General features: G+C 36.7%; 15 protein-coding genes. 10 read left to right on the forward strand and 5 right to left on the reverse strand.

The genetic code is table 11. From position 1 onward, the window contains the following. Positions 1-137: 137 nt before the first annotated feature. From ACIP9C_RS10735 to ACIP9C_RS10750, 4 genes are all read right to left on the reverse strand, one after another. Positions 138-2342: a peptidoglycan D,D-transpeptidase FtsI family protein gene (locus ACIP9C_RS10735; protein WP_401010407.1), complete on the reverse strand. Its 2205-nt coding sequence runs from the start codon at positions 2340-2342 to the stop codon at positions 138-140. Positions 2343-2911: 569 nt separating this feature from the next. Next, complete coding sequence (locus ACIP9C_RS10740) at positions 2912-3517, reverse strand: superoxide dismutase (RefSeq protein ID WP_401010409.1); 606 nt, start codon at positions 3515-3517, stop codon at positions 2912-2914. A gap of 195 nt (positions 3518-3712) precedes the next feature. Then, entirely contained in the window at positions 3713-4192 is a 480-nt protein-coding gene (locus tag ACIP9C_RS10745; protein WP_401010411.1) for a DUF456 domain-containing protein, read from the reverse strand. A 64-nt stretch (positions 4193-4256) separates the two neighbouring features. Continuing rightward, positions 4257-5888: a Na/Pi cotransporter family protein gene (locus ACIP9C_RS10750; protein ID WP_401010413.1), complete on the reverse strand. Its 1632-nt coding sequence runs from the start codon at positions 5886-5888 to the stop codon at positions 4257-4259. Between the two features lie 194 nt (positions 5889-6082). Between ACIP9C_RS10750 and ACIP9C_RS10755 the strand changes: the two genes are divergently transcribed. The 4 genes from ACIP9C_RS10755 to ACIP9C_RS10770 all read left to right on the forward strand — a co-directional run bounded on the left by ACIP9C_RS10755 (position 6083) and on the right by ACIP9C_RS10770 (position 8787). Continuing rightward, a complete protein-coding gene (locus ACIP9C_RS10755; protein ID WP_340823728.1) occupies positions 6083-6592 on the forward strand; it encodes a DUF1189 family protein in 510 nt (169 codons plus the stop codon). 53 nt (positions 6593-6645) lie between these two features. Then, complete coding sequence (locus ACIP9C_RS10760) at positions 6646-6990, forward strand: hypothetical protein (protein WP_401010415.1); 345 nt, start codon at positions 6646-6648, stop codon at positions 6988-6990. A 96-nt stretch (positions 6991-7086) separates the two neighbouring features. Continuing rightward, positions 7087-8202 (forward strand): flavodoxin-dependent (E)-4-hydroxy-3-methylbut-2-enyl-diphosphate synthase, encoded by a 1116-nt coding sequence (ispG, locus tag ACIP9C_RS10765; protein ID WP_401010417.1) that lies wholly within the window; start codon positions 7087-7089, stop codon positions 8200-8202. 12 nt (positions 8203-8214) lie between these two features. Further along, on the forward strand, positions 8215-8787 hold the full coding sequence (locus ACIP9C_RS10770) for a 5' nucleotidase, NT5C type (RefSeq protein WP_401010419.1): 573 nt from the start codon (positions 8215-8217) through the stop codon (positions 8785-8787). A gap of 138 nt (positions 8788-8925) precedes the next feature. Here the strand turns inward: ACIP9C_RS10770 and ACIP9C_RS10775 are convergent, their stop codons facing one another. Then, the gene (locus tag ACIP9C_RS10775) at positions 8926-9054 is read right to left on the reverse strand and encodes a hypothetical protein (RefSeq protein ID WP_255313805.1); all 129 of its coding nucleotides are present in this window, start codon (positions 9052-9054) and stop codon (positions 8926-8928) included. Between the two features lie 199 nt (positions 9055-9253). On the opposite strand from ACIP9C_RS10775, the gene ACIP9C_RS10780 reads away from it, so the two are divergent. The 6 genes from ACIP9C_RS10780 (at position 9254) to ACIP9C_RS10805 (ending at position 13996) form a co-directional block, all read left to right on the forward strand. Then, positions 9254-9739, forward strand: a complete 486-nt coding sequence (locus ACIP9C_RS10780) for a hypothetical protein (RefSeq protein ID WP_401010678.1) — start codon at positions 9254-9256, stop codon at positions 9737-9739. A 184-nt stretch (positions 9740-9923) separates the two neighbouring features. Continuing rightward, positions 9924-10343, forward strand: a complete 420-nt coding sequence (locus tag ACIP9C_RS10785; protein WP_401010422.1) for a MerR family transcriptional regulator — start codon at positions 9924-9926, stop codon at positions 10341-10343. A gap of 31 nt (positions 10344-10374) precedes the next feature. Next, a complete protein-coding gene (locus ACIP9C_RS10790) occupies positions 10375-11703 on the forward strand; it encodes a hemolysin family protein (RefSeq protein WP_401010680.1) in 1329 nt (442 codons plus the stop codon). Positions 11704-11861: 158 nt separating this feature from the next. Then, positions 11862-12266: a hypothetical protein gene (locus ACIP9C_RS10795; protein ID WP_172772022.1), complete on the forward strand. Its 405-nt coding sequence runs from the start codon at positions 11862-11864 to the stop codon at positions 12264-12266. A gap of 177 nt (positions 12267-12443) precedes the next feature. Beyond that, entirely contained in the window at positions 12444-12896 is a 453-nt protein-coding gene (locus ACIP9C_RS10800; RefSeq protein WP_401010424.1) for a helix-turn-helix transcriptional regulator, read from the forward strand. A 365-nt stretch (positions 12897-13261) separates the two neighbouring features. Next, positions 13262-13996, forward strand: a complete 735-nt coding sequence (locus ACIP9C_RS10805) for a metallophosphoesterase (RefSeq protein ID WP_401010426.1) — start codon at positions 13262-13264, stop codon at positions 13994-13996. Positions 13997-14007 lie beyond the last annotated feature (11 nt).

Genomic DNA, 14007 nt, shown 5'->3' on the forward strand with positions numbered 1-14007 from the left:
CCGATAAGCACTCAAAAATCGCCGATAAATGCCCAAGAATCGCCGCTTACCTAGACATAATCGCCGATAGAAATCCAAACGCTTTGACTATAAACAAAATAAAACCGCTAGGCATTTAACATGCGCTAGCGGTTTTTTTATTCTTGTTCATCCTCACCAATTTTTTCATCTGTAATTGCAGGTAAAATTGGTTGCTCTACTTTATTATCTGTCACTTTTGTAGTGTCATACTTTTCTTTTAGCTCATAATACTTATCTAATGCACGTCTTGCAATAATGTTATTACTTGATATATGTTGATCAAGGTTCGTTGACACCCATGGAATTACAACAGCATAAGCAATTTCAGGATTTTCATATGGCGCAAAACCAACATGCGTCAAATTGGTCGTATTTGTGCCATAACGCTCACGTAACGGTCCATAGTAAACTACTTCGGCTGTACCAGTTTTTCCGGCAGCTGTATACGGCGCATTTGAAAATGCTGAACGTGCTGTACCACGAGTACCTGTATAAACACGACGCAAACCTTGTTTAACATAATTAATTTCATCATCTGTATTATCGATATGATTTAATATTCTTGGTCCTACTTCTGTCACTAATTGTCCTAGTTGTTGACCATCTTTTGATGGATCACGCACTTCTTTCACAACATGGGGCTGAATACGATAACCACCATTTGCTATCGTTGAAATGTACTGAGCAAGTTGTAGCGGTGTATACGTATCATACTGACCTATCGCTAAGTCGAGCGTTTTACCACCCATTGTCGGGCCAGATGGACCTTCTACTCCACTAAATTCATTCGGTAAATCAATACCTGTTTTAACGCCTAAGCCAAACTGTGCATAGGAATTTCGCATATTTGGGAATGTCTTATCATTTAATCGTAGTGGCATGTTATAACTATATGGTGTTCCATTGATAAGCATTGCTGTTTTAAACATGTAAACGTTCGAAGATTGTTCAAGTGCACTTAAGCCGTCCATTGAAATATACCCAGTATGGTTAAAGATCGATTTTTTTACTGGTGTACCAAGTAAATGGATCGGTTCATCTCCCAATACTGTGTTCGGCGTAATGGCCCCTAGTTTATAACCTGTCAGCAAAGTGGCTGCTTTTACTACAGATCCTGCTTCATAAGCTGTTGTGAATGATCCATACGCATAATCCACAACGACATTTTTTCCTGTTTCAGAATCTTTTTCGATTTTTTTACCGACCATTGATAAAATGTCACCCGTGTTCGGATCCATCATGACTAAGAATGCTCGGTCTAATAAACTAGAGCCTGACATTGCTTTTAATTTAAGCAATTCTTCCTCAACAATTTTTTCATTCGCTGCTTGTAACTCGCTATCAAAAGTTAATACTAAATCTTTTCCAGGTTCACCCTCATAGGTTGTGACAGTATCGACTACTTGCCCTTTTTTATTCGTAATATTTTTGACAACTGTTTTTTGCCCTTGTAAAAGCTCCTCATATTGCGCTTCAATATAACTTTCTCCTACGCGGTCATTACGTGAGTAATCTCGTGCTAAATAATAATTTAGCTTATCTTTCGGTATACCCTTTGTTGGAACTGTTGTCCGTCCTAACACAGAAAGTGAAGATAGCTTGACACGCTTCCAGTCTGTCGTCGTGTTGACACCTGGTAACTCTGTTAAACGTTCGGAAACACGTGCAAATTCATCAGCAGTTACATTTTCACTTTTAATGATTTGTGGCGATAAATTATAGCCTGATACCATCTCACGATAAATGGCTAGTACTTCTAAATCAGCATCTGTTAATTGTGCTAATTCTTCGTCGGTAATGCGCTCACGCACAACCTTATCAATCTCTGCATTTGCTTGACTTGTCGTAATATTTTCTTGCGTTTTAATTTTCGTTTGCTCTGCATCAGAAATTTTTGCGTATGCCGCATCATGATTTTTTAAAATCCAAAAATCATATTTATCACGTAATGTGACACGATCTGTCGGCTGATCAATTAGCTGCGCAAGCTTTTCTGCTATTGCAAGCATATCCTCAGTTTTTGTCGTCTGCATTTTCGTATATGTAATTGCATTTTCTGGCTGATTATCAACTAAAATTCGCCCATAACGATCATACATTCTACCCCTAGGCACACTAGTATTAACAGGTACTTCCTCTGTCCGTTCTAAAATACGAACATAATCTTCCCCTTTTACTATTTGCATATAACCAAGCCTAAAAATTAACATCGAAAACACGATAAATATAGCAAAGAAAAGGACATTCATACGAAATGTTAAATTAGAGTGATGCTTTGCTTTAACACTCGCTGCGCGATTTTTTCCCGGTGCTTTGCGCATATGTATTACCCTCCTCATCTAATAACTGTTTAAATACACGATACCTAGTATACCATTCGAAGCTGAGTCAGAAAAGCATACACTTGAATCAATTTTATAATTGTTGTTTTCCATTAAAAGAAAATATTGAAAAAATATAGAATAGGATTGTTTGCATCATTATGCAATAGGCAAACGCTTTCCTCGGCAAGCATCGAGCACCTTCCTTCGCTATGCTAAGTCCAGGCTTGTTTATCCCACTGGAATCTTCGAACTTTGTTCCATTGAAAATCGTTATTTTCCCTTTTAAAAAAACCATATGAAATAAACTCACTTTAGAATTCCTTACTAATAGCTTCAATTATTTGACGGTACTTTGCAAGAAAAGTTTCCTTCAATATATATTGATTTCTTTAAAACAGTTAACGACTATAGTAAGTTTTCAGTTTGATGCGATAAATTCATTTAAAAAGGGCTATGCCCAGGTGATCTTTCACCCTTTGCATAGCCCTCTACTTAAAAATTAATTTTTATAGTTCCACTTCACTAATGTCAGCTTCGCAGAAACATAATTGTTTTCTCGCAAATGATTATTTTGCAGCTTGGAATTTAGCTTCTACTACATCCCAGTTTACTACGTTCCAGAAAGCACCGATATAATCTGGACGACGGTTTTGGTAGTTTAAGTAGTAAGCGTGCTCCCAAACATCTAATCCTAAGATTGGTGTTTTACCTTCCATAATTGGAGAGTCTTGATTTGGTGTAGATGTAACAGCTACTGAATCACCATCAACGATTAACCACGCCCAACCTGAACCGAATCGAGTTGTTGCAGCTTTAGCAAACTCTTCTTTGAAAGCATCGAAAGAACCAAATTTAGCATCGATTGCTTTTGCTACTTCACCAACTGGAGTTTTTGAACCGCCTGGAGCGATTAATTCCCAGAATAGTGTGTGGTTAGCATGTCCGCCACCGTTGTTACGAACTGCAGTTTGTTTGTCAGCTGGAAGTGCGTCGATATTTGCGATTAAGTCATTAATGTCTTTTTCAGCAAATTGAGTTCCTTCTACTGCTGCGTTTAAATTTGTTACATAAGTATTGTGATGTTTAGAATGGTGAATCTCCATTGTTTTTGCATCAATATTTGGTTCTAATGCGTCATAAGCATAAGTTAATTGTGGTAATTCGTAAGCCATTTTTAAGTTCCTCCCTAAAATAAAGAAATAATTAGTACATCCTTAGATTATCAAAATTGGTCAAACCATTCAATTAAAAATACCTCAAATCAAAGATTTCAGCCTTTTGACCGAAAAACCAATCCAATCTCTATCATACCCACTTCTTTATTTTGTTAAACTTTATAATTACACCCACAAAAGTGCACGACCACATTATATGGCAATAAAGAAAATGACAATCATCACAATTTGAATAACCGCTTTCGCTACCGTTGATGTTAAAAAGCCGATAAGGGAACCAACACCACTTTTTACTGCTTCCCCAACTGTTCTTCGCTCCACTAGAAGCTCCGCAATAACCGCTCCTAAAAATGGACCTACTAATATTCCTGCAACTGGAATAACAAATGGACCAATCAATAAGCCAATTGTACTTCCCCACATTCCTGCATTTGAGCCGCCAAATTTTTTAATACCAAAAGCATTTGCAACCGTATCAGCACCAAATAGCAGGACAACAAATAATATTTCAATAGCCCAAAACCACCAGCTTAAATCGGCGAATGAGAAAAATAATCCATACAGTAAAAAACCACCGAGTAAAAATAAAACGCCAGGGATTATCGGATACACTAAACCTACAAATGAAATAATAAAGCAGGCAATTACTACGATCCAGCCAACGACTTCCATAAACATTCTCTCCTTTTGTCGTGCATTGCCTTTAATACGAAACATATTGCCAAAAGTTTCATACCTAATGACGAATACCTAATATAGAATCTGCAATATTAACAGCATGATCCCCTATTCTCTCCAAGTTACTCACAATATCCGTATACACGATACCCGCAGCGCCACTACATTCATTCGTATTTAAGCGTGCGATATGCTTTTGTCTTAGTTTATCCTCCATATCATCAATTAAACTCTCGAGCTCTGTAACTTCTTGTGCCAAACTAAGACTAGCTGTATCAAGCGCTTCTATGCTTTTACGTACTGCCTCAATTGCGAGACTAAACATACCAATTAAATCTTGTCGAGCTGACTTACTTAAGCTTACTTCATGGTGATCTTTATATTGTAAAAGCTCTAATATATTTTCAAAATGGTCGCCGATACGCTCAATATCACGTACATTTGTTAAAAGAGTATGGTGACGAACCGAATCAGCATGAGAAAGTGGTTGCTTTGAGACCATAACTAAATAATTTGTTATTTCTTTATCTAAGTGATTGAGTCCAACTTCCAATTGTAATACTGTCGGAATATGTGCAGATTCCCCAGTTTTCATATATAAAAATGTTTCTTCTAATCCCCTAAGTGCATGCTCGCCCATCCGCAAAACTTCCTCTTTTGCCTGCCCTAGCGCAATGGCAGGAGAAGAATCGATAAATGCTGGATCTAAATGTTTCGTCGTAACATCAATATTACCATCATTACCAGGTAATAATTTTGTTACTAGCAACGTCAATCCTGCAATAAATGGTAGCTGAATCATCATATTAAAAACATTAAATGATCCATGTGCTACAGCAATTTGCATACGTGGCTCCAAGTGAAACAGACCACTAATCCACTGTACATAGTTTATAAATGGGGTAAAAAGCAACATAAAAATAACTGTCCCAATAACATTAAACAACACATGTGCTGCCGCAGCACGCTTTGCATAGATTGAAGCACCTAATGAAGCTAAAACAGCTGTAATCGTCGTCCCTATATTTTCACCAAATAAAATCGGTAGCGCACTATCTATGCCAATTAAATTCTCAGCATATAAGCCTTGAAGTACCCCGACTGTCGCTGTCGAGCTTTGTACGAGCAACGTAAAAATAGTACCTAGAAATATTCCAATTACCGGCTGGTTACTTAGATGAATGGTTAATGATGCGAAATCCGCTAATTGATGCAGCGACTGCATACTTGCACTCATTAACTCTAGCCCTAAAAACAAACCACCAAAGCCAAATAAAATTTGCCCAATATGATGATAGATTGCTTTTTTAAAGAAAAATAAACATGCTGCACCAATCGCAAGTAGCGGATAAAAATAAATACCAATATTAATGCCGATGATAAATGCGGTTATTGTTGTACCAATATTAGCCCCCATGATAACACCAATAGCTTGACGAAGTGTTAAGAAGCCTGCACTTACTAGGCCAACAGTAATCACTGTTGTTGCTGAGCTTGACTGGATACAAACCGTTACGATTATACCAACTAACACACCCATTAGCGGATTTGTTGTAAATCGATTCAACCATTCTCGAAGTCTATCATCTGCCGATTTTTGTAAACCTTCTCCCATATATTTTATGGAAAATAAAAAGACCCCTAATCCACCTAAAAATTGAAATAATATGCTTTGCCAATCTATTGTCAATGGTTTTCGCTCCAATTCCTACGTCTCTACTACTCTATTCCTAATCATTAAATGAAATTGTACAAAAAGTAAAGAAAACCTTTAACTTCTTTACACAATGTTAACATTTTAGCATCGTATTCTCAGATAAAGTTACTAAATTCCATATCTAGTCATTCCTGAACATGTTAGAATATCGTTTGGAGGAGATATAAATGAAACACTCACAATTATTTATCGATAGCTTAATACATCCTAAAAAACTAGCAGCCTATCGTTTACTACCTATTGGAAAAGTTATTCAATATACCTTTCTATTAATTACGATTGTTACAGTATTTTCTTTTGGGCGTTTTTCTGCTGATATGTCTATCAATACGATTGACATTAGCGGTATAACCGAATACATAGAACAAATAAAGTGGCTCTTATACCCTGTCACATTCATTATGCTGTTTGTAATGACAACAATGTTGATTTTTGGGCAAATTGCTCTCTATGCGTTAGCAGGATTATTTATTTTAAAAATTATGAAACGCCGTGGTGAATACCGCCATATTTGGCGCACAACAACATTCGCTATTACATGGGCCACTATTTTAAGTATGCTAGCAGAGTACATTCCAAATGCCGCTACAATTATCTCTATATTGTCATTACTTTTAACTATAACTCTATTAATCGTTGCCTTTACAAAATATCCAAAACAACCAATTTCAAAATAATAGGCATGATTCCCCTCTCTTCTCAATATAGTGTAGAAAAAGGAGGGGATTTTTTGCGTGCATTCTTATTAACCGTTGCAATTGTGCTTATCGCATTTGTCGTTAAAGTAGATTTAACAGAGGGAACATTATCTCTTGCTGCCTTCTATCCTAAAGAAAGTCAAAACGCATTTTGTGAAGACCAACGCGAACCTACTTACATCAGTGTACAAACGATTCAAGGTGATACGATACATAGCTTATTTGCACTACATCCTGCAAAAATGCCGATGACCTTTCCAGAACGACTAGAGCTTTTTTATCAATTAAATCCACATTTACAATTACAAGCACTTGTCCCAGGCGAAAATATTAAGCTTCCCCTCTCATTTGAATTCGAAAATAAATGCGGAAAATGAAAAGTTAACGTTTCTTCCTTGTCCTTATTTTCTTACACTGATAAAATAAGTGTCAGTGACGGCTGAAAGTAGTGGCCCGAAAAGGAGAGAAAGTTAATGAGTGAAATTTGTCACCGTTCAAAAACACGTCCAGTACGTGTCGGTAATTTAACAATAGGTGGTAGTAATGAATTATTCATTCAAAGTATGTGTACAACAAAAACACATGATGTCGAAGCAACAGTAGCAGAAATTCTTCGACTTGAAGAAGCAGGCTGTCAAATCGTTCGTGTTGCAGTCCCAGATGAGCGTGCAGCTGATGCAATTGCAGAAATTAAGAAACGTATCCATATTCCATTAGTAGCTGATATTCACTTTGACTATAAATTAGCTTTAAAAGCAATTGAAAATGGTATTGATAAAGTTCGTATTAACCCAGGTAATATTGGGCGTAAAGAAAAAGTTGAAGCAGTTGTTACAGCAGCGAAAGCAAAAGGTATTCCTATTCGTATTGGCGTAAATGCTGGTTCACTAGAGCGTCATATTCTTGAAAAATACGGCTATCCAACTGCAGATGGCATGGTAGAATCTGCATTACACCATATTAAAATTTTGGAAGACTTAGATTTCCACGATATTATCGTGTCAATGAAGGCATCAGACGTTAATTTAGCTATTGAAGCATATGAAAAAGCTGCAAAAGCATTTGATTACCCTCTACATTTAGGTATTACAGAATCAGGTACACTTTTTGCAGGGACTGTAAAATCAGCTGCTGGGCTAGGCGCCATTTTGTCAAAAGGCATTGGTAATACTCTTCGCATTTCTCTTTCTGCAGATCCTGTGGAGGAAGTGAAAGTTGCACGTGAGCTATTAAAATCATTTGGTTTAGCCTCTAATATGGCGACATTGATTTCTTGTCCTACATGTGGACGTATTGAAATCGATCTTATCTCTATCGCTAACGAAGTTGAGGAATACATTTCAAAATTGAATGTTCCTTTAAAAGTTGCTGTTCTAGGCTGTGCAGTAAATGGTCCTGGTGAAGCACGTGAAGCAGATATTGGTATCGCTGGTGCGCGTGGTGAGGGTCTCTTATTCATGAAAGGCAAAACGGTCCGTAAAGTGCCAGAAGAAACAATGGTAGAAGAGTTGAAAAAAGAAATCGATAAGCTAGCTGCTGAAATGGCAGAAAAACGTGCGGCTGAAGAAGCAGCAAAAGCGAACGCCTAAGGAGGTGCTTGCATGACAAAGCCTCGTTTTGGAATCGATATTGATGGAACAGTAACATGTCCGAGTACACTCATTCCTCACATCAATAAGCAGTACAATGTGAATATTACTCTGGATGATGTATGTGAATATGATTTTTTATCAGCTTTCCCGCACCCAGTAGATCGCACAGCATTCAACGCGTGGTTTAAGGAAAATGAGCCTTATATGTATGAAGTTTCTGAAGCTGCAAAAGATGCCAAAGACATTTTAAGTGCTTGGCAAAATACTTATGAGCTATATTACATTTCCGCACGCGGTCAAAATGTATCTGATATTACGATGAACTGGTTTAAGTCACAGGCTATCCCTTTCGATCATATTGAACTTATAGGTAGCCATGATAAACTAGCTACAGCGAAAAAGCATAGTGTAGCTGCTTTCTTTGAGGATAAACATGATAACGCTGTGATGCTCGCTGAAGAATTAAAAATACCCGTCGTGTTATTCGACACACCATACAATCGACTTGCTGTACCTGACAATGTTGTGCGCGTTTACAATTGGCAAGAAGCAAATCAATTTATTACTAATTACTTTAAATAATACTTATTAAAAAAATCTTAAATAAAAGAGTCGTGTTTCCTTTGTGAAACACGACTCTTTTCAGATTGTTACAATGCAGAACTTGTCTAAAAATCGCCCATGGCAACACATCGGGTATACGAAGAAATTTATTGTACTTTAAACTTCAAGAATCCCCCGTAACCAACGCTCCACAAAATTTTCAAAAGTTATCCCATAATTATCATATACTGCGTGATAAACAAAATATGTTCCTAATCGGTCGAGTATTTCATCATTAATTTTCATCCCAAAACGCTCCCCTTTCAAATAATAATTATTTAAAAATTCAGTCTATTGATTTTTTGCAATCAAGCATACTTTGGAGAAGGCAGTATCGTTGAAAAAACGTCACAATCTGCCGCTTACATACCCTTTCTTCATAATTTTCTTTTCGTTAATATAGTAGTAACAACTAGTGGAACTGGGGGTACTCCTTGTGAAATGGATGACAAAACTCGCTATTGTTACATGCCTGTCTGTCTTACTTGCTGGCTGTGGTGATAGACTAACTGAAATTAAAGATGCTTTTTCGGGCATTAACTCAGCAGCTGATGCAGCAGCTAGCGCAGTTAGCCAAGATGTGCATGCAATAAGAGCACTTACAATTAATTACAACGACGAATCCTTTACTATTAATGACCTATTTAAAACTATTTTACGTGACATACGCTGGGAATATGACGGCGAAAAAAACGAGCTTCATGTACAAGGCACTTGGCAAGCACCGTTATTCTCTGAACAAGCTTGGGATGATCGTATGCAAGAACAGCTTGCTGAAACGGGTTTGGTAACCGTTATTTGTGTAATGCAAGACGATCAAATTGATAGCTCACAGACAGAAGTAACGCTTGTGTACAATCAAGAGAAGATACTACAATTAAGTGGTGATGATGCCCTACATCATCTATATGATACATATTTAAAAAAATAATTCTTATAGCTTTTCTGACGGTTATCGTTAAGAAAAGCTATTTTTATGTAGATTAACGCCATTTGCAAAACCTTACCTCTACAAATTTCCATGACACAAAGAAATCTTACAATTTAGAAATATTAAAGCTTATTATTTGAATGCTAGTAAACCATCACGTTATAATCAAAGTATCACGTGATGGTTGGGAGGTCATTGCATTGGGACAGAAAAACTAAAAATTGGTGAGCTTGCTCAAAAAACAGGCATTACAAAAAGAACAATCGATTATTATACAAATTTAGGCCTGTTGGAGGCAGAACGTTCCGAGTCAAACTATCGCTATTATGACCCTGCCATGATTGATCGACTTTATTTTATTGAACAACGTAAACAAGAAGGGCTTTCACTAGGAGAAATACAAAACGCACTCAATATTACTAGTTATGAAGAAATCGATGTTCAAATGCTACGTTTAAAAATGCAAGATTTAGAACATGATGTATCATCTTTACTTGAACAAATGAACAATCAAGACACTAATAATATCCAATCAATTAAAAAAAATGTTTCACCTGAAAGTATTGCACTTATGCAATCTTTATTATTACTTATTAATACCTAGGAGGTGACGTTCTGTTTTGCAGAACGACTATTTGGAGACCATACTGAATTTATCAATTTTCACGATTTTATTAGCGTTAACCGCGTTTTTCGTCGCAACGGAATTTTCAATTGTTAAAATGCGTTCCTCTAGACTTGACCAATTAATCGCAGAAGGCAATAAAAATGCCATTCCCGCGAAGCATGTTGTCAATCACTTAGACGAATACCTATCCGCCTGTCAGCTTGGCATAACGATAACAGCACTTGGTATCGGGATGGTAGGAGAAAAAACCTTTGAATTTATGCTGCATCCATTATTTGAAATGATCGGAATTGCTGATAAGTATATACCGATTTTCACAATTGGTACCGCTTTCGCTATCGCTACTTTTTTACATGTTGTCGTCGGTGAATTGGCACCAAAAACAGCAGCTATCCAAAAGACGGAAAAAATTGCATTACTTTTTGCTAAACCGATTATCGCTTTCTATAAATTGATGTACCCATTCATTTGGTTTTTGAACGGATCAGCTCGTATTCTTCTAGGCTTCTTCGGCATGAAGCCAGCAAATGAGCACGAAATATCGCATACGGAAGAAGAATTGCGCTCATTGCTATCTGAAAGTTTTAAAAGCGGTGAAATTAATAAAACTGAGTTAAAATTCGTCAATAATGTCTTTGAATTTGACGAGCGTATTGCTCGTGAAATTATGGTTCCCCGAACAGAAATAGCAGGCATTGAAAAAAACGAAACCTATACCAATATTATTCATTTTATCGCCGCTGAAAAATATACTCGCTACCCTATTTATGATGGTGACCGAGATAATATTTTAGGATTTATTAATGCAAAAGAGTTATTTACTCATGGTCTACTCGAACAATTAACTGATGATTCTTTTGTGCTTGAAAATTTTATTAACCCTGTTATTCGAGTAATAGAAACGACACCTATTCAACAATTACTAGGCCGCATGCAAAAGGAACGCATTCATATGGCCATTTTAATGGATGAATATGGTGGTACGTGTGGACTTGTAACGGTTGAGGATATTTTAGAAGAAATCGTTGGAGAAATTCGTGATGAGTTTGACGATGATGAAGTTGCTGAAATTCGAAAAATTAGTGACAATCATTATATTTTGAATGCCAAAATGCTTGTTGAAGATGTAGAAAATTTACTACAAATCTCACTAGATACAGATGATGTAGAAACACTCGGTGGTTGGTTCTTAACCGTGAATAATGGCATTAGGGCTAGTAAAAACATCGAGCTGGAACAATATGTATTTAGCATTTATGAACAACATGGTCATCAGCTTCACTATATCGAAGTACGTCCGCTCCATAAAGCTGCCCCTGTTACAACAGAAAGTTAACTGGACTATTTCCCTTCGTTAGAATCATCAAATGGCAATTAAAACTGAAGATAAATAAGGCTATATGAATATTTCTATATACTTTTCGACCATTCCATTATTAGCCATATTTATATATAATGTTTATATAAATGATTCTATTTTCAGGGGGCAATGTTATGAAACTTTTTAAACTTTATCATTCTGACGGTATCCACATTATTACCGATGTTAAAAAACACAAGACAAATATCGAATTAAAAACGATTACAGGAGAAATTTTATATATTATCGTTGTAACCGACGAAAACTATACAGTATACGATGACCGCTTCGCTGGTGCTTCTAAGCAGTTAAATTCTGTTGAGGCATTTGATATTGATGGAAGTTTCAGAAGCCTTGACTTCGATAATATGCGCTCATTATTCAAAGAAGCATTTACGAAACTATTACAGGAAATCGCTGAGTGTGTAAATGATGGAGACGAGCTAGTCGATCTTGATACGTTACGCCATAAAGTAAGTGCCCAAATTAAAGGAATTCATTTCCGTGTTATTTCTGACACAAAAAAATATGAATATTAATTGCCTGTTATCACAATCAACAACAGACTGCTCAATGAGTAAGATTCTTCTTTGAGCAGTCTTTTTCTTTCGCTCCGTATTCTATTACCACTTCAAATGCAAGCTCCCCAAATCTCGCACTACCATTTTGACTTTCATGTATAATGGAGCGTAACAACCTGATGAAAGGATGTTTGCATGAATCGTGAACAACTAATTTCCCTCATTTCAGAGAAACTCAAATTAATTCGAACAGAAAAAACATTAACGCAAGATCAAATGAGCAACCTATTAGGTCTTTCAAAAAAAACACTCGTGCAAATTGAGAAAGGTCGTATTACAACCGGCTGGACCACTGCAGTTGCTGTATGCGCACTATGTCGTGAAAGTTCAATTTTACAGCATGAGCTAGGCGGTGATCCCCTTGAGGTTGTTGACTTAATCGCCAATAATGGCACATTACAACCACAGGAAAAAACGATGGGCGGATACATATGGTGGAAAAATGTAAATGAATGGAAAGGTTATCGTTTACAACAAAATGTCATTAGTCAACATTATCGAATTTTAGATACCGACAACTACCGCTTGCTTTCAACTTTTGACGAAAGTATTGCGGAGCAAGAATGGAACAAAATTAAAAACAGTTAATTTCTAATTTGAATATAATCCTCTAATCCCAAGGAGGTTTATATTCAAATTATTTATTTCGCAACAAATATCTAAGGAACATCTAGAATATTTCTTATTTTCTATCAACGCTTACACTACCACAACTCCTCCTCTCATTTATTGCAAATCTATAGACAAACGATTAAATGCTCAAACTCTCACTGACATAAGATAAAAGAAGGCGATAATTTGTAGAAGAAGCGTTATCGAATGAACATAAACCTCTAAAATGGTTACGTTTCAGGTATTTGTGCCGTCATTAATAAATGAGAAAAGTCGAATTTTGTAAGATTCTTCTCTATAATGTAAAGTAACGCCTGTTATACTGGAAAGGATGCTTTTTTATGACACGTATACTAGCAATTAGTGATATACATGGAGAACTAGAACTTTTGGAAGAATTATTGCTAAAGGTAAAGTTCGATGCAACACAAGATGAGCTATTTTTACTTGGGGATTATATTGATCGAGGTCCTGCTTCTTGTGGCGTTTTAAATATAGTTGCGGAACTACAAGCAACCGGTGCACGGGTTCTACTAGGAAATCATGAAGCCATTATGCTAAAAGCCTGTCGTTCAGGGATTCCAAAAGCTTGGAATCATTGGACTTCGCTCTGTGGCGGAGATGCAACACTTGCCAGCTATGGCTATCATGTGGAAGATTTTGAAGACGTTATTGTCAACAATACCTTACCTAGTTACATTCAAACATTACCGAAGCTCGAGGAACATTTACAGCTTATAGAAACTTTTGAAACTTATATAGAGTTAGAAGATGCCATTTTTGTACATGGCGGCGTTGTGCCTGGCCTAGCATTGACGGACACAGACCCTTTACAACTTATATGGATTCGAGAAGAATTTCATACAGGCTATGATGGAGAGAAAACGGTGATTTTTGGGCATACCCCTACTTATAAGTTGCATCAAGACCCAACAAATTACGATGTTTATTTTGGTGACAATAATATTATCGGCATAGATGGTGGAGCTGTATTCGGAGGACGACTTCACGCACTCGAATGGCCGAATCGTCAAATTATATCTGTTGAAAGTGAAAAGCCAACAAGCTTAGAATAACTTGTTGGCTT

It is taken from the genome of Lysinibacillus sp. NPDC093210, from assembly GCF_044753985.1.
Lineage (GTDB): Bacteria > Bacillota > Bacilli > Bacillales_A > Planococcaceae > Lysinibacillus.

What these genes read in the sequence shown, in the direction of transcription:
- ACIP9C_RS10780 (WP_401010678.1), top strand. Translation starts at nt 9,254, where the DNA reads ATGACAAAACTCGCTATTGTTACATGCCTGTCTGTCTTACTTGCTGGC.
- ACIP9C_RS10735 (WP_401010407.1), bottom strand. Translation starts at nt 2,342, where the DNA reads ATGCGCAAAGCACCGGGAAAAAATCGCGCAGCGAGTGTTAAAGCAAAG.
- ACIP9C_RS10795 (WP_172772022.1), top strand. Translation starts at nt 11,862, where the DNA reads ATGAAACTTTTTAAACTTTATCATTCTGACGGTATCCACATTATTACC.
- ACIP9C_RS10805 (WP_401010426.1), top strand. Translation starts at nt 13,262, where the DNA reads ATGACACGTATACTAGCAATTAGTGATATACATGGAGAACTAGAACTT.
- ACIP9C_RS10755 (WP_340823728.1), top strand. Translation starts at nt 6,083, where the DNA reads ATGAAACACTCACAATTATTTATCGATAGCTTAATACATCCTAAAAAA.
- ispG (WP_401010417.1), top strand. Translation starts at nt 7,087, where the DNA reads ATGAGTGAAATTTGTCACCGTTCAAAAACACGTCCAGTACGTGTCGGT.
- ACIP9C_RS10745 (WP_401010411.1), bottom strand. Translation starts at nt 4,192, where the DNA reads ATGGAAGTCGTTGGCTGGATCGTAGTAATTGCCTGCTTTATTATTTCA.
- ACIP9C_RS10770 (WP_401010419.1), top strand. Translation starts at nt 8,215, where the DNA reads ATGACAAAGCCTCGTTTTGGAATCGATATTGATGGAACAGTAACATGT.
- ACIP9C_RS10775 (WP_255313805.1), bottom strand. Translation starts at nt 9,054, where the DNA reads ATGAAAATTAATGATGAAATACTCGACCGATTAGGAACATATTTTGTT.
- ACIP9C_RS10740 (WP_401010409.1), bottom strand. Translation starts at nt 3,517, where the DNA reads ATGGCTTACGAATTACCACAATTAACTTATGCTTATGACGCATTAGAA.
- ACIP9C_RS10800 (WP_401010424.1), top strand. Translation starts at nt 12,444, where the DNA reads ATGAATCGTGAACAACTAATTTCCCTCATTTCAGAGAAACTCAAATTA.